Source organism: Rummeliibacillus sp. BSL5 (genome assembly GCF_052928305.1).
Genome location: NZ_JAVGCV010000001.1, coordinates 566,578 through 582,208 on the forward strand (window position 1 = coordinate 566,578; position 15,631 = coordinate 582,208).

The following is a 15,631-nucleotide window of genomic DNA, read 5'->3' on the forward strand; positions in this document are numbered from 1 at the left end:
TGAATGAACGATAAAAAAGAAAATAAAAGTGTTGACATACGTTTTAAATGTAATTATTATGGTTACAAGTAACTGATATAGTTACAACTCATTTATGGAGGTACTTAAAATGAAAATTGGTATTATTGGTGCAAATGGTAAAGCTGGAAGTCTTATTTTAAATGAAGCTATTAGTCGTGGACATGAAGTGACTGCTATTATAAGAAACGCTTCAAAAATTGGTGACAAGAACATTGAGGTTCTTGAGAAAACTATATTTGACCTTACATCTAATGATTTGAAAAACTTTGAAGTAGTTGTGAACGCATTTGGTGCGGCTTTAGGAGAGGAACAAGCACATGTGGATGCTGGACATGCATTAATTGAGGCACTAAAAGGCACTGATACAAGAGCAATAATTGTAGGTGGAGCTGGTAGTCTTTATGTAGACGAAAACAAAACAGTTACAGTAATGGAAACACCTGATTTTCCAGAGATATTTAAACCAACTGCAAAAGGACAAGGACGAAATTTACAAGAATTAAAGGAAACTTCTAATATTAAGTGGACATTTATTAGTCCTTCTGCAACATTTGATGCGGAAGGAAAAAGAACTGGTTCCTATAAATCAGGTAAGGATCATCTCTTAGTTAATTCAAAAGGGGAAAGCTATATTAGCTATTCTGACTATGCTATAGCAGTAATTGATGAAATTGAAAACCCACAACATGTAAATGAACGATTCACAGTTGTCGGAGAAGCAGAATAATATCGACAAATGGATTTATCTATACCCTCTAGCTTCTATTAAAAAGAGCATTGAATTTACTTCAATGCTCTTCTTTAATGTAATAAAGCTATTAAATTATTATTAAAATCAGTAGCATCTCTTTGTACTAAGCCTCATCCGCATCGGCAATGCCAAGAATAATAATACCAATCATTACAATAGCAATTACAAAGTAATGCTTTGGTGTTAACTTCTCTTTTAAGAAGATACGAGACAAAATGACAGAGAAAATACTGTAAGAAGCAATAAGAGGTGCGGCGATGATTGCGTATGATCCCATTGCATAGACATAGAAGAATTGGCCGGTTGTTTCTAAAATGGCAGCTAATCCTTTATCTCGTTCCTTAAATACATTGAAAGAAACTTTTTTGAATAATTTTAAATAGATAAACACGAAAACAGCGCAAATAAAGAATGTATATTCATATGCTAACAATGCAGTATCCTCAGACATTAATTTTAATTCATCCAGATAAATACCATCCGCAAATGTGCCGGCCCCATCTAATAGCGCATAAATAATTGGGAATGATACAGCCATAAAACCAAGCTGATATTTTTTATCTACTTTCACTTGATTTAGGCGCATCATTTTATCTTCCTCATGTTTTTCGACAACTGCAATTCCAATAACACCTACAGTAATAACAATAACCCCTAAAATATGAATCCAGTCAATGTCTTGTTGGAAAAATATAAATAGTAAAATAGCTGTAATGGCACCAGAGGAGTTTTGAACTGGTGATGAAATCGATAGTTCAAGATAACGCAATCCTACATAGCCAACAGTCATTGAAACGATATAGAAGAAAGAGACAGGCAAATATTTAACCATATCAAACAGGTGGAAGTCTATATCTTTATAAAGATAAAAGATGGTTGCATGGATACCCATAACAAGACCGACCATTACAACAATTTTCAAATGGCTGAATCGATCTTCGCTATTGGATCCTTTTTTATAAAATAAATCTGCTCCTCCCCATGCTAGAGCAGTCAAGATTGAAAATAAAAACCACATATACAATTGGCTCCTTCTTTTTTTATATATAACTTTAATATTATACGGGGAATTATAGAATCTGAAAAGAATTTTTTGTTTCGTAAGGCTAAATGATTGGAATTATTCATTTTACGAAACCTCCAAGCTAAACGCTAGACATGTTACAATAGGGGTAATATTAAGTATAAAAAGGAGCCGACATGATGATAGAAAAGGCAATAGAATATCTAAAACATTACTACGGCTACAACCAATTTCGGTCAGGGCAGGAAAAAGTAATAGAAACCATTTTATCAAATGAACCATGCCTATGCGTTATGCCAACAGGTGGTGGGAAATCGGTTTGTTACCAAATACCAGCGCTGATAATGGAAGGAACGACGATTGTCATCTCTCCTTTAATCTCATTAATGCAGGATCAAGTGGATACATTGAGAGAAATGGGCATTGAAGCGGCCTATATTAATTCTTCTCTAAATGATTATGAATACAGTGAAACAATGATGAATCTTAAAGAGGGGCGATATAAGCTTCTATACATAGCGCCAGAACGATTAGAGTCTGAGAGTTTTAGAAATTTGCTTGCCTCTCTTTCAGTGCCACTTATTGCCATTGATGAAGCACATTGTATTTCACAATGGGGACATGATTTTCGGCCAAGCTACCGTGCAATTGGACGACTTATACATTTATTTAAAGAAAAACCGGCTCTTGCTGCGCTCACGGCTACTGCTACTCCTGCAGTAAGAGCAGATATTTGCGCTCAATTGGACATACCTAAAGAAAATACGGTACTGACAGGATTTGAGCGAGACAATTTAAGTTTTTCAGTCATGATCGGACAGAATAAAGAGCGTTATCTTAAAGACTTTTTGAAAAAGAATCAATCAGAAAATGGCATTATTTATGGTGCTACTCGAAAAACAGTAGATCATTTATATGAGGTTCTGAAAAAAGCGGGTATTCCTGTTGCAAAATACCACGCTGGTTTATCTGAACAATTACGGCAAACAGAACAAAACCGATTCTTGCATGAAGAAGCATCTGTTATGGTGGCAACAAATGCTTTCGGAATGGGTATCGATAAATCGAATGTCCGATTTGTTATTCACTATCAAATGCCGAAAAATATGGAAAGCTATTACCAAGAGGCAGGAAGAGCAGGACGGGATGGTTTGCCAAGTGAATGTATTTTGCTATATTCTTCGCAAGATGTCCAAACCCAGCGTTTTTTAATTGATCAAAGTGAAGATCGTGAGCGAATAGCGAGTGAATTGCAGAAACTTCAGAGCATGGTAGATTATTGTCATACAGAAAGCTGTCTTCAGCATTATATCGTCCATTATTTCGGTGATTCTTCTGCGGAAGCTTGCGGGAAGTGCAGCAACTGTACAGACGAAAGGGAACGAACAGATGTGACAGTGGATTGCCAAAAAATTTTGTCTTGTGTCATCCGAATGGGACAGAAATTCGGAAAAACAATGGTAGCTCAAGTTCTAGTCGGCTCGAAGAATCAGAAGATGCGGCAATTTGGCTTTGACAAACTCTCGACATATGGTTTGTTAAGTGAAATGAGTATTAAAGACGCAACTAATTTTATTGAATTTATGATTGCAGAAGAGCTGTTGGCAGTAAATCAAGGTAGCATGCCAACCATTTTCGTTACAGAAAAAGGGAAAAATGTATTGCTTGGAGAGTGTAAAGTCACAAGAAAAGCAGTTATTGTATCCAAGGCCATTTCAGTAGATGATCCTTTATTTGAAGATTTAAGGATATTTCGGAAACAGTTGGCTGATGAAGCACAAGTGCCGCCGTTTGTTATTTTCTCTGATAAAACACTGCGTGACATGTGTGCGAAAATGCCTAGCAATGAGCAAGAATTTTTAGAGGTAACCGGTGTAGGGGAGAATAAGCTTGAGAAATACGGTGAGTTGTTCTTGAATAGAATCGCCGCATTCCAGGTTAGCCAATGAGGAATTTAAATATTATAGGGTTTTGAAGAATCAAATTTTTTTTAAGAAGTAAAAACGCATGCAAAAAGCCCAAAGCAAATTGGTGAATTCAGAATTTGCTTTGGGCTTTTTTAATTACATTTAATTCGTTGTCAAATGCGAATGCTCTTCATCTAATAAAACAATACCGGTCACACCATTAACCGTTTCAGAATGAATAATTTTATCTTTCAGTATCGGCAGTAGCTTGGGGGAAAGTGCTACATGGATGCCTTCTACCTCCATGATAATATCCGTGTGAATAGGCGTATCAATATCCGCTGCATATTGTAGCCCATCCCTGTTTGCAACTGCGTAAAAACGTAGCAAATGATATTTGTTGTCTTTTGTTAAGTTTGTAATGAACTTTTTTCCTTGAACGGTTAGTTTCATCGTGAAATCATCCTTTTCGCAAATTCAGAAGTCCTCCTGCATCATGCCGAGCTCTATGACTCCATTATTCCACGGCACTATCCAATTTAAACAACGGAAATTTATTTTCTAGTCATCCATTCGGCGACGATAAAGAAAATAATAAAAAATGCAAATGCGCCTGCAAAGAACCACATAGGTAACCCAGCTACCATGACTTACACCCCCGATTATATGCTGTCCTTATAGTAGCATATAGAGAGGGCTTGTATCATCAATCAGAATAAACGATAAGCTTTATAAGACAAATAGTAAAAAATCGTTTAAAATGGAGGAGAAGTATAGCTGATAATCTCAGTTATGAAATATAGAAGTTTTAAATTTTTAAAAGGGGCTAATAAATAGTATGATTCATTTAAATTGGAAAGATGCACCAACTATCAAAACCATTCGTTGTACCAACACGGATGCAAAAAAATACTTAGTATCAAATGTTTTAACAGTGGGTAAAGAGTATGAAGTGAAAAATGAAACAGAAGAGTTCTACTTCATTATTGATAATACAGGTCTTGTTGGCGGTTACTATAAAGACTACTTTGCATAATGAAACACTTCACATTCTTACAATGAACGGTGTGAAGCATCAGTTCAAACCATTAATTCATAGATATGAGTAAATGGTTTTGAGAACATATATGCGGATCACTACATGACTCTGCTTTTCGCATCCTTCTAGGAAGCGAAAAGTTTTTTTATATCATTAAGACAATATTGAAAGGGGTTTTTGATATGCAGCAATTAATACAAAAGGAAAGAAAAAAAAGAAAAAACAGAGAGTATAATGAAGAGGAACTACTTTTAATTGGCGAGGGAGGATATATTTCCCCTAATGACCATCTGTGGCTTGATGTGTTATTTACAGTGACGTTAAAAAAGCCAGTTTTGCTGAAAGGTCCAGCAGGTGCTGGAAAAACTAAAATGGCCGAATCTATTTCAGATTTTTTCCATCAGCCCATGCATAGCATTAACTGTTCTGTAGATTTGGATGCTGAAAGCTTGCTTGGTTTTAAAACAATAGTACAAAAAGATGGTGAAACGTTTATCGAATTTATAGAAGGTCCTGTCATTAAAGCGATGAAGGAAGGACATCTTCTTTATATCGACGAAATTAATATGGCGAAAGCTGAGACACTTCCAATCTTGCATAGTGTTTTGGATTATCGGAGAATGCTGACTAATCCTTTTACCGGTGAAGTGATTGTTGCACATCCAGACTTTAGTGTAATTGCAGCAATCAATGAAGGATATATTGGTACTGCACCGATGAATGAGGCACTGAAGAATCGATTTGTATCATTTAGTATTCCTTATTTAAACGGAGAACAGCTTGAGGAATTATGGAAAGAAAGATTTCCTGATTTATCGGAAAATCTACGTATCTTGATGTTGCAATTGGCGGAAGACTTAAAGCAACAAGTCATTAATGGATTGTTGAGTGAAGAAGCAGCTTCTGTAAGAAGCTTGCTCGATGCAACAGAACTAGCACAGTATATGGATCCGCTTCGAGCTATTCGCTACGCAATAGCTGAAAAACTTGATGATCCAAGCGAGAAAGAATTAGTGCTAGAATTAGCGAAAACATGGATGAAGTGAGGGGTCAATTGTGGCTGAGCTAAGTCGGTTTATACAATTTAATAACGAACAGATCAATCCCCGTCAGATGCTTCAGTATGAACAGCTCTCTAAAGCTTTATCTAATACACCCTCATTACAATTAACTGAACGTCAATTGATTGAGTTAAAGCCGCAGGAGCAACAAATTGCTATGAGTGTTTTTTGGCGACATCGTAGCAAGCAAATCACACATCTAGGCCGACTTTCAGATATTTATTTGCTTTCGATTGGTTTTTGGAGAGAGTTTAATGTACGAGTGTGGTTGGAGATGGAGGAAGAATTCAAGGATCATCCTTATAAAAAGCTAATAAAGCAACTTGCTTTAATGATTGAAGAATTTCGATTAATGGATGTGGTTGAAAAGAAGCGTCCGGGGACTAAACAAGCCTTTGAGACTCGACGGAAGGCTTATATTGAATCACATAAACACCGTTTTGAAGTTAACAGCCAGAAAGGCTTTATAGCAGATAGTTTTCTTTCTTACTTATTTTTAGCAGCGCACGAAGGTATGATCCGTTTGCCTGAATCTGAAGTGGCAGATCAATTTCAGCCTGTTTTAATTCTATTCCAAGAAATCTATGACGTCAGAAATACAACACAAAGTATAGCATTAGCAGTAAGAACTGTTTTTGCTATTGAAGAATATTTGGCAAGAGACCTTGTGCTGGATTACTATGCATTAATGGATGCCATTCCTGAGGCGGCTAAGTTCCATGAACATAAAGGTGTGAAAGAACAAGCATGCGGTGATAAAGACAATGCTAAGGAAACGATTGAGCAGCTTTTTAGAACGTGGCACAGAGAAACACAGGAAGAGAATGGCGTACATCTACGATATGAATTAGAGCGCGGTAATGCAGGCAAGGCATTGAGTATAGAAGCTGAAGAAGGACAAGAAGGCAATCAGATTTCTGAAGAAGGGGTAGGGAGTGCGTCCGATTCATCGGGCAAGGTATTTGAAAACGATTCTAATGATATAAAAAAACTTCCGCGAACAACAAAGCAAGCAAAGAAAGAGTACGGAGAACAAAATGCCAATGTTATTTTTGAAGAAAAACGCATAGAGCCTGCTAAAGACTTTCAAAGTTTAGAAATGTTAAGTGTATGGCGAAAGGAACAATCACCAAGTGTAAAAGCACTGACTGCGGAATTTCGCAAAAGAATGGCACAAAAAGAAATCGCAAAGAGAGATCACTTAACAAAGGGAAGACTAAATGCCTCTAAATTAATGTCACTTGTATTAGATGAACATCCAAAGCCCTTCTATCAAAAAAATGCCAAGTCAAAAGAGCTCGATGCAGTATTCGGATTGTTAATTGATGGTTCAGCTTCCATGATGGATAAAATGAATGAAACGAAAAAAGCTGTATTGTTATTTCATGATGTTCTAAGACAAATGAAAATTACGCATGAAATCGTTTCATTTTATGAAGATGCGTATGAAGCAACAGCGGAGGTACAGCCAAATACATTTGAATGGTTGCATAAGCTACAGGATGGGCAGAAGGACAATGGTCTTTCTATAATGGCTTTAGAACCTCATGAAGACAACCGTGATGGCTTTGCAATCCGTTGGATGATGAAGCAGTTAAAAAATAGAGATGAAAAGCACCGCTTCTTGCTGATCTTCTCAGATGGTGAGCCTTCTGCATTCGATTATGCACAAAATGGGATTAAAGATACGGCAGAGGCCGTACTGGAGGCTGAAAAGCATGGTATCCAAGTACTGCATCTCTTTTTAAACACAGATATGCCTAGCGAGGAGCAGCTCCACCTTTTCCACACAATTTATGGTACGCACACAGTTTCAGCTAATAGTGTAGAAAAGTTTACTGAAATAACTATCAGGCTACTTCGTAAATTAATTTCGCTTGTTATTTCGGCTGAGTAAAAGAGAGCAAAGTATCTTTATTTACACCTATGATTATATAATTGTTTTAATTAAATAAAAAAGGGCTATTCATTAGAATAAGCCCTTTTTTTATTACATAGAATTAGGAATTAAGGCGTTAAAATCAACATTAATTCTGCATTAAAATGAAATGTAACGTAAAGGATTTACTAGTCCCACTTTTTGCCCTTGCCAAGATGTGTTATGCATTTCAAAATGTAAGTGGCTACCAGTTGAACGGCCAGTAGAACCCATATAACCAATTACTTGTCCTTTTTTAACAGATTGTCCAACGCTTGTATTATAACCGCTTAAATGCCCGTATACGGTTGTCCAAATGTGCCCGTCAATTGAGTGAGTAATCATTATTACATTCCCATAAGTAGATAATGGGCTTGCGCGGAAGACAACGCCATCTGCAGCAGCAACGATTGGTGTACCTTGTACATTTGCAATATCTGTTCCGTAGTGGACTTCAGCACCTGCACCAATATCACGGACACCAGAGTTAGAAGTTATAGTGCCAGTTGTTGGTCTAGTCCAAGTACCGCTTGATACATTAGGTGAAATTGCTGGTTCACTGTGCTTGGAAACCGAAGCTGTTTTTGCAATACTTGGATTTTTTACATGTGAATTTGTTTGTCGGGCTGATTTAACTTGACGATCTCTTTCAGCCTCTTGACGGGCTTTTTCAGCTTCTTGACGAGCTCTTTCAGTTTCCTGACGAGCTACTTTTGCTAAACGTGCTTGTTCTTTTACGATACTTGCTTGTACTTTCTTGCTAATTGTTAGTGCCTCTGAATATTCCTTTTCAGCTAACCGTTTACCAGCTAATAATTTAGCTTGTTCTGCTTCTAAACGATCTATCACTTTATTTTTATTTTTCTTTTGACTTTCTAATGAATTCCGTAATGCTTTTAATTGATCGCGATTATTTTGTTGTTCAACAAGTTTTTGTTTGAGTTCTTTTTTTTGTTCTTCAAGTTTCTTTTTATCATTTTTTTGTTCATTTATAATATCACGATCAGCGGCTACTAATGTATTGACAGCTGAAATTCTGTCTATAAAGTCAACAAAACTATCAGAACCTAGTAATACATCTACGTAACTAACAGAGCCACCATTTTCTTGAATAGAGCGAGCTCTATCCTTCAATAAAGCATCACGTTCTTTTATGTTTTTTTCTAATTTTGTAATTGATGCATTTAGTTTTTCTATGTAACTTGTTGTAGATTCAATTTCTGCGAGGACTTTATTGATTTTTTGGTCCATATTATTTATTTTTGAATTTAGCTTGTTAATCTGGTTCATGAATACAGCAATTTTAGATTTAGTTTGATTTATTTTTGAAGATTTTCGTTTAATATTTGAAGATAAGTCTGATTTTTTTTGATTTAATTCTTGTTGTTGTGTTTTTAAATCATTCAACGATTCCGCGCTAGCGCTAACCGATGGAATTGCTACAGTTAATGCTAATGTTGCTGCAATAATTTTGTTCAAATTTTGTGATTGTGCTTTCAATTAGTAACCCACCTCTAGTTAATAAATTAAATAATAAACTGAGTATTCGACATTAAGATTCCAAGATGTATTCAATTTTTGTGTTCCATAGATGTAAAGCAACAATGTTGCTTTTTTATCTCTATTAATAAATATCTATTTACCCACATCAAAAAACCAAGAATATAGTCTACTCTCGTTGGGCATTTCGAAATTTAATGCTTTATCTACAACGATCTCATCCTGTTATTCTTAACTTGTAATCAGTACTACCAATTTTCACCTCTATTTCTCTGATCTTTTTTTTCAATAAATCAATTATATCTGTTATATTCCATTTCTTTCATTACAGTTTTATTTAAATATATGGTCAGATCAACCCTTAAATTGTATTATCTGTCATATAAGAATGCTGAATTAAAGATTTTCTTCATCAATTTATATTTTTATGTAGAAAGTGATAGAAGGTAAAGTAGAAATAAAGGAACCTAATTTTTTTGAGAAGAGGGTAGAAATCTAAGGGCTGAGGTGGAAAATGAAGAAAGTTTAGGTTTATTTGCTTTATTAATTATTGTTTTAGCAATGATTATTACACGAATTCCGTAAAACAAAATCCTTTCCTAAGGATATTTTAAGTGAGGTTAATTTTAATAAAGTTCAAGCAAAATAACTATATGATACGCAAACAGATAGGAGAATAGAGATTGATGAAAGTGAATCGAACTCTATTATAAAAATTTTAAAAAGAGTAGAACTAAAGAGAGTTCTTAAGAATCCTAAAACAACCGATACTTATATGGTATTTGTCGAAAAGAGTGGCAGTTAATTCCAGTTTTATGTGTCAGACAACGGGTTTTGTATGGCTTGTTGCAGAACCGAGGGAATATTATAAATTTGTTGAAGAAAAATTCTTAATGATTTATTATCCCGTATATAGAAGCAAGACCCACAACCGTAGAATGAAAGCAAGAAAGACCAAACCCTAATTGGATCTGGTCTTTCTTAATTAGTTTTCTCTTTTTTGTTGTTGATTTGTATGGATTGCTAATAAACGCTGTTTTAAATCTTCTTCCATTCGGGCAATTTCAATTTCGGCTGCTTTCCGTTTTTGGCGTCCGTCCTGTTGGATTTGCAGAGTTTCTTCTATAGTGGAGATAAGATTTTCTTGTGTTTTCTTGAGTGTATCGATTTCAACTAATCCACGTTCGTTTTCTTTGGCTGTTTCGATAGTGTTTATTTTTAGCATTTCAGAATTTTTAAGTAGCAGATCGTTAGTTGTTTTCGTTACTTCTTTTTGTGCTTCCACAGCTTTGCGTTGGTTATTAAGCGTTAAAGCGATGGCTATTTGATTTTTCCATAACGGGATTGCCGTCATAATGGATGATTGTATTTTTTCAGCAAGGGTTTGGTTTGTTTGCTGAATCATTCTGATCTGAGGCGCAGTTTGAATAGTGATTTGGCGTGACAGTTGCAAATCATAAATTCTTTTTTCAAGACGATCTACAAATTGAGTGAGATCGTTGTATTCTTGTACATCCATTTGGTCTTGTGAATTTTCAGCTTTTTGTCTTAATTGTGGAAGAAGGTCAGTCATAATTTCTTCTTTTTTAAGTTCAGCAGCTGCAATATAAACATTCAGTGCTTTAAAATAGGTTTTGTTTTGCTCATATAATCCGTCAAGCATATGAACATCTTCCACTAAACCAGCCTTAGAATGTTCGAGTTGAATGCCTATGCGATCGATTTGCGTGCTCAGTTTTTGATATTTTGTCATGAGTTCTTGAATCGAGTGCGAAACGCGACTAAAAAATTTTCTGAGGCCTGTTTTCTTTTCTTGGTGCAAAGCTTCAGGCTCTAATTCATTTAGTTTATCCATTAAACTTTTCAAAACATCTCCGACAGGACCTATATCTTTTCCTTGTACATGATCAAGCATTTGATGAGAGAAACGCGACAATTCAGTTTGTGCGTTAGCCCCATAAGTTAAAATCGCTTCATAATTTCCAACTGGAATTTGTTCGGCTAGTTGCTTTGCTTTTTCTTGCTCTTCTTTTGGCAATGTATCGAGCATTGTCTTTTTAGTTTCATTTGAAATTGCCTTTGTTTGTGCGGACTCTGGCTGCAAATCAAAGGGATTGCTAAGTAAATCATCTATTGAATGTGAAGTATTGGAAGGTGAATCCTTCATGCTAATTCTCCTCTCGATGCATCAATTTTTCTTTTGGCATTGTGTTCAGTTTTGCAAAATCTAGCTCCATTCTGAGCTCTTCAATATCGGATGCCAGAACTGTCTGTAAATCCTCTTGCATTACGTTATTCAAGCTTTCTAATGTATCTCGTGTCTCTTGTAATGTTAAATGTACATCTGCACTTTTGATTGGCTGTGTGGAGAGAAGAGCATACTTTTCTGTTAATTCGCTTGCAGAGTGAATATGTGCATAGAAAAATTGTTCTGCTTGGTAAAACTTCCTTGGGTTTTTGCGTACTATATTAATGATTCTTTTTGCCATCCGATTCATTTCTAACAATTGCTTAAATATAGAAATGGATCGAATCTTTGTATAACAGCGATTAATATTTCGAAGCTCAGTGTTCGCTTCACTCAATTGCATTTCGATATGTTTATATTCAGAATGGGTAAGACCCCATTTTTTTAGAAATCGAAACTGCTGTACATATTTTATTACAACATTTGATACCCCATAACCAACGACCCCTAACAACGTACTGATTCCAAAATTCACGTCAAACCATAAGCTAATTGACCATGTTGCAACCATCACGAGGATATTAAGTATATGTCGAATTGTTATTTGTTTAAAGTTAAGCATTATTTTATCTCCTCCTGCCATAATATTAAATACGAATGATTGATTAGAAAGTTTCATTATTCACCGAAGGATTTGTTTTATAATTTATTTGTTTCTATTATTTTAATCTATTCGTTGCTTAAATGCGAAAGGGAACGCTTAGGCAAATATTTTGGCAACCAACGATTCACGTAATACAATGAAATATATTCCTAAGGAAGAGAATATAACTTTTTAGACTACTGTTATGTATACGAACTGTTAAAAAGTAAAAATGAAGGATTGACAAGCATGTACAAGGTTATTTATATGAAAGCAGATTATGAACCATGGTGGCAATTTGATGGTTGGGAGCAAACAATACAATCAGTAAAAGAGTTTGATGATTTAGCAGAGGCCAAGAAATATTTGGAAAAAATATTAACAAATTTTGAGAATAAATTTCCATTTAAAGCGATGAAAAAAGAGCGTTTTTGGGCATTTTGGTCAGAAGATGAAATTGAATTTTGCGAGGCCTGTGATGAAGATATCCAGACGTACCACGGGGTCGTGTGGGAAGAAATAGGGCAACACACTAAAAAGTTATAAACTTTTTGAAAAATCACCAAAATTGTTGACATTGGAAATTAACGTGTTATACTTAATTTAACAAATGAAATTGATTTACCGCAAACTTCCATTCACATATTACAAAAAGTGATCGGCTTGTCTCGGTACTTTCTGTAATATGTGAATTTTTGTTTTAGGTAATGATTTTTATTTGTTCACTTTATTTTTGGAGGTTTTCTCACATGAAACAAGGTACAGTAAAATGGTTTAACTCAGAAAAAGGCTTCGGTTTTATCGAAGTAGATGGCGAAAACGATGTTTTCGTACACTTCTCAGCTATCCAAGGTGATGGCTTCAAAACACTTGACGAAGGTCAAAAAGTAGAATTTGAAGTTGTTGAAGGCAACCGCGGACCACAAGCTGCAAACGTTGTAAAACTTTAATTCACAACTAACAGGGGTAACTTGCTTACCCCTTTCCTTTAAATAGATAGTTTTATATTTATATATTACAAAGAGTAGCTTATAAAAGATGCTTTTTGTAATATGTAAAATTTTAATTTCGATTGAAACTTGCGTATTAAATTTATTTTTGGAGGTTTTCTCACATGAAACAAGGTACAGTAAAATGGTTTAACTCAGAAAAAGGCTTCGGTTTCTTAGAAGTTCAAGGTGAAGATGACGTATTCGTACACTTCTCAGCAATTCAAGGCGAAGGCTTCAAAACTCTTGAAGAAGGCCAAAAAGTAGAATTCGAAGTTGTTGAAGGCAACCGCGGACCACAAGCTGCAAACGTTGTAAAACTTTAATTCTTTCAAAAGCATCCTTTATGGATGCTTTTTTTATGTAGTTTTTAATAGAAACAGAAGAGAGAGTAGTAAAGTACAAAAACCACAATAAAAAGTGTGTTCATTTAAGAACACACTTTTTATTTAATCTAATTTATTTTCTTCTTTCCATTCAAGGAATTCATCATACGAAAGTTGTTTATCTAAAATAGAGCCATCTTGACGAATTTCGATAACACGATTTGCAATCGTTTGGATAAATTGATGGTCATGAGAAGTGAAAATCATAGCACCTTTAAAGTTGATCAATCCTTCATTTAACGCTTGAATGGATTCAAGGTCCAAATGGTTAGTTGGTTCATCTAATAAAAGTACGTTGGAATGAGAAAGCATCATTTTAGAAAGCATACAACGAACTTTCTCGCCACCTGAAAGAACAGCAGGGGATTTCTTTACTTCTTCTCCAGAGAAGAGCATACGTCCTAAGAAGCCACGTAGAAATGTTTCTGTTTCGTCTTCAGGTGAAAATTGACGTAACCAATCAACCAATGTTTTTTCATTACCTTGGAAGAAATCTTCATTATCAAGCGGGAAGTAGCTTTGAGAAGTAGTTACACCCCATTTGAATGATCCTTCGTAGGTTTCGTCTTCTCCAGCAAGAATTTTAAGAAGTGCTGTTTTTGCAAGAGCATCGCCGATTAAGATAATTTTATCTTCTTTATTCATTGAGAAACGTACATCTTTAAATTGTACTTCATCCTCAATTGATTTACCTAGGCCTTCAACAGTTAATACATCATTTCCAATTTCGCGTTCCACTTGGAAGTTGATATACGGATATTTTCGGCTAGATGGTTTGATATCATCCAGTTGAATTTTTTCAAGCATTTTCTTACGGGAAGTAGCTTGTTTTGATTTGGATGCATTCGCAGAGAAACGTGCAACGAATTCTTGGAGCTCTTTTATTTTTTCTTCTTTTTTCTTGTTTTGATCATTTAGCATTCTTTGAGCAAGTTGGCTTGATTCATACCAGAAATCATAGTTCCCTACATAAATTTGGATTTTGCTATAATCCAAATCAGCAATATGCGTACATACTTTATTCAAGAAATGACGGTCATGGGAAACAACGATTACTGTATTTTCAAAGTTGATAAGGAACTCCTCTAACCATTGAATAGCTTTTAAATCAAGATGGTTTGTCGGCTCATCCAATAGAAGAACATCGGGTTTACCAAATAGGGCTTGCGCTAACAAAACTTTTACTTTTTCGGATCCTGTTAAATCACGCATTGTCATAGAATGCATCGATTCAGGAACACCTAATCCTTGTAAAAGAATAGCTGCATCAGACTCAGCTTCCCAGCCGTTCATATCTGCAAATTCACCTTCTAATTCAGCGGCACGAATACCGTCTTCATCTGTAAAAGGATCTTTCATATAGATGGCATTCTTCTCTTGCATCACATCATATAATCGTTTGTGACCCATCATTACTGTTTCTAAAACTTGGTAGTCCTCATATTCAAAGTGGTTTTGTTTTAAAACAGCAAGACGTTCATCAGGATTCATGCTGACATGGCCATCTTGTGGTTCAATATCACCTGATAATATTTTTAAAAATGTTGATTTACCTGCACCATTGGCACCGATTAAACCGTAGCAATTTCCTGGTGTAAATTTAATATTTACATCCTCAAACAATTTACGGTCGCCATAGCGAAGTCCTACGTTACTTACTTGAATCATGTATGTAAGTACCTCCTTATTCACAATGTATCTATTATATCACGGAAAATAAGAAAGCCAAACCCTCAAGTAAAAACTGCTGATTCAGAATCTAATGCATTCGGTCGAGATAGGGAAAAGTAGCTAATTAGTAAAAACAAGCTTCTAAATTTCTTTCGTAGTTAATTCATAGGAAATAGAAAGGAACGTAAATTTTAGTTTATTCTGTTGATAAATATTAATTATAGACTTAAATAAGTAGGGGGAAATTAATATATGAGAAATAGGAGCAAAGTTGTTTGAAATGATGGAAGTGGGGGAGTTTGAAATAAGAACAGATTTACCAGAAGATATAGAGAAATTAATAATCTAAACAAAATATATTATGGGAGAAGCACCTTATTAGTTGACTACGAAGCTGAATGACAAAATGAAATTATAGGATTTTTAGACTTTCATAATGGAAACAGACAACAAATACAGCATAAAGGTTCATTTGTTATAAAGCGTTAAGAGGGAATGGAAGCTAAGGAGTAGGGATAGGGAAAGCCTTAATA

14 protein-coding genes are annotated in these 15,631 nt (G+C 35.1%); 8 read left to right on the plus strand and 6 right to left on the minus strand.

Features of this window, described 5'->3' with window-relative positions; all coding sequences use genetic code 11:
- Nucleotides 1-109 precede the first annotated feature (109 nt).
- A complete protein-coding gene (locus RCJ93_RS03040; RefSeq protein WP_446738358.1) occupies nt 110-748 on the plus strand; it encodes an NAD(P)-dependent oxidoreductase in 639 nt (212 codons plus the stop codon).
- A gap of 127 nt (nt 749-875) precedes the next feature.
- Here the strand turns inward: RCJ93_RS03040 and RCJ93_RS03045 are convergent, their stop codons facing one another.
- On the minus strand, nt 876-1,790 hold the full coding sequence (locus tag RCJ93_RS03045; RefSeq protein ID WP_150284493.1) for a DMT family transporter: 915 nt from the start codon (nt 1,788-1,790) through the stop codon (nt 876-878).
- 185 nt (nt 1,791-1,975) lie between these two features.
- On the opposite strand from RCJ93_RS03045, the gene recQ reads away from it, so the two are divergent.
- Nucleotides 1,976-3,745 carry a DNA helicase RecQ gene (gene recQ, locus RCJ93_RS03050; RefSeq protein WP_446738359.1) on the plus strand — a complete coding sequence of 590 codons (1,770 nt, stop codon included), beginning with the start codon at nt 1,976-1,978 and terminating at the stop codon, nt 3,743-3,745.
- Between the two features lie 120 nt (nt 3,746-3,865).
- Here recQ and RCJ93_RS03055 read toward each other — a convergent pair whose 3' ends face one another.
- Nucleotides 3,866-4,156, minus strand: coding sequence for a hypothetical protein (locus RCJ93_RS03055; protein ID WP_446738360.1), 291 nt, complete (start codon nt 4,154-4,156; stop codon nt 3,866-3,868).
- A gap of 385 nt (nt 4,157-4,541) precedes the next feature.
- Between RCJ93_RS03055 and RCJ93_RS03060 the strand changes: the two genes are divergently transcribed.
- From RCJ93_RS03060 to RCJ93_RS03070, 3 genes are all read left to right on the plus strand, one after another.
- Nucleotides 4,542-4,739, plus strand: a complete 198-nt coding sequence (locus RCJ93_RS03060; RefSeq protein ID WP_066787407.1) for a DUF6501 family protein — start codon at nt 4,542-4,544, stop codon at nt 4,737-4,739.
- 185 nt (nt 4,740-4,924) lie between these two features.
- Nucleotides 4,925-5,788 carry an AAA family ATPase gene (locus tag RCJ93_RS03065; protein WP_150284491.1) on the plus strand — a complete coding sequence of 288 codons (864 nt, stop codon included), beginning with the start codon at nt 4,925-4,927 and terminating at the stop codon, nt 5,786-5,788.
- A gap of 10 nt (nt 5,789-5,798) precedes the next feature.
- Entirely contained in the window at nt 5,799-7,700 is a 1,902-nt protein-coding gene (locus RCJ93_RS03070) for a vWA domain-containing protein (RefSeq protein WP_446738361.1), read from the plus strand.
- A 141-nt stretch (nt 7,701-7,841) separates the two neighbouring features.
- Here RCJ93_RS03070 and RCJ93_RS03075 read toward each other — a convergent pair whose 3' ends face one another.
- The 3 genes from RCJ93_RS03075 to RCJ93_RS03085 all read right to left on the minus strand — a co-directional run bounded on the left by RCJ93_RS03075 (nt 7,842) and on the right by RCJ93_RS03085 (nt 12,031).
- Nucleotides 7,842-9,221 (minus strand): murein hydrolase activator EnvC family protein, encoded by a 1,380-nt coding sequence (locus RCJ93_RS03075; protein ID WP_446738362.1) that lies wholly within the window; start codon nt 9,219-9,221, stop codon nt 7,842-7,844.
- Nucleotides 9,222-10,206: 985 nt separating this feature from the next.
- Nucleotides 10,207-11,388, minus strand: coding sequence for a toxic anion resistance protein (locus RCJ93_RS03080; protein WP_446738363.1), 1,182 nt, complete (start codon nt 11,386-11,388; stop codon nt 10,207-10,209).
- Nucleotide 11,389: 1 nt separating this feature from the next.
- Nucleotides 11,390-12,031, minus strand: a complete 642-nt coding sequence (locus RCJ93_RS03085) for a 5-bromo-4-chloroindolyl phosphate hydrolysis family protein (RefSeq protein WP_446738364.1) — start codon at nt 12,029-12,031, stop codon at nt 11,390-11,392.
- 270 nt (nt 12,032-12,301) lie between these two features.
- Between RCJ93_RS03085 and RCJ93_RS03090 the strand changes: the two genes are divergently transcribed.
- The 3 genes from RCJ93_RS03090 (at nt 12,302) to RCJ93_RS03100 (ending at nt 13,367) form a co-directional block, all read left to right on the plus strand.
- Nucleotides 12,302-12,598, plus strand: a complete 297-nt coding sequence (locus RCJ93_RS03090; protein WP_150284486.1) for a DUF1033 family protein — start codon at nt 12,302-12,304, stop codon at nt 12,596-12,598.
- Nucleotides 12,599-12,801: 203 nt separating this feature from the next.
- The gene (locus RCJ93_RS03095) at nt 12,802-13,002 is read left to right on the plus strand and encodes a cold-shock protein (RefSeq protein ID WP_066787385.1); all 201 of its coding nucleotides are present in this window, start codon (nt 12,802-12,804) and stop codon (nt 13,000-13,002) included.
- Nucleotides 13,003-13,166: 164 nt separating this feature from the next.
- Nucleotides 13,167-13,367: a cold-shock protein gene (locus RCJ93_RS03100; RefSeq protein ID WP_066787382.1), complete on the plus strand. Its 201-nt coding sequence runs from the start codon at nt 13,167-13,169 to the stop codon at nt 13,365-13,367.
- A 123-nt stretch (nt 13,368-13,490) separates the two neighbouring features.
- Here RCJ93_RS03100 and RCJ93_RS03105 read toward each other — a convergent pair whose 3' ends face one another.
- The gene (locus RCJ93_RS03105; RefSeq protein WP_446738365.1) at nt 13,491-15,095 is read right to left on the minus strand and encodes an ABC-F family ATP-binding cassette domain-containing protein; all 1,605 of its coding nucleotides are present in this window, start codon (nt 15,093-15,095) and stop codon (nt 13,491-13,493) included.
- Nucleotides 15,096-15,631: the final 536 nt, after the last annotated feature.

Bases quoted from the DNA above. Each gene is read 5' to 3' on its own strand.
- RCJ93_RS03045 (WP_150284493.1), bottom strand. From the start codon at position 1,790: ATGTGGTTTTTATTTTCAATCTTGACTGCTCTAGCATGGGGAGGAGCA.
- RCJ93_RS03080 (WP_446738363.1), bottom strand. From the start codon at position 11,388: ATGAAGGATTCACCTTCCAATACTTCACATTCAATAGATGATTTACTT.
- RCJ93_RS03100 (WP_066787382.1), top strand. From the start codon at position 13,167: ATGAAACAAGGTACAGTAAAATGGTTTAACTCAGAAAAAGGCTTCGGT.
- RCJ93_RS03090 (WP_150284486.1), top strand. From the start codon at position 12,302: ATGTACAAGGTTATTTATATGAAAGCAGATTATGAACCATGGTGGCAA.
- RCJ93_RS03065 (WP_150284491.1), top strand. From the start codon at position 4,925: ATGCAGCAATTAATACAAAAGGAAAGAAAAAAAAGAAAAAACAGAGAG.
- recQ (WP_446738359.1), top strand. From the start codon at position 1,976: ATGATAGAAAAGGCAATAGAATATCTAAAACATTACTACGGCTACAAC.
- RCJ93_RS03095 (WP_066787385.1), top strand. From the start codon at position 12,802: ATGAAACAAGGTACAGTAAAATGGTTTAACTCAGAAAAAGGCTTCGGT.
- RCJ93_RS03085 (WP_446738364.1), bottom strand. From the start codon at position 12,031: ATGCTTAACTTTAAACAAATAACAATTCGACATATACTTAATATCCTC.
- RCJ93_RS03105 (WP_446738365.1), bottom strand. From the start codon at position 15,095: ATGATTCAAGTAAGTAACGTAGGACTTCGCTATGGCGACCGTAAATTG.
- RCJ93_RS03060 (WP_066787407.1), top strand. From the start codon at position 4,542: ATGATTCATTTAAATTGGAAAGATGCACCAACTATCAAAACCATTCGT.
- RCJ93_RS03040 (WP_446738358.1), top strand. From the start codon at position 110: ATGAAAATTGGTATTATTGGTGCAAATGGTAAAGCTGGAAGTCTTATT.
- RCJ93_RS03055 (WP_446738360.1), bottom strand. From the start codon at position 4,156: ATGAAACTAACCGTTCAAGGAAAAAAGTTCATTACAAACTTAACAAAA.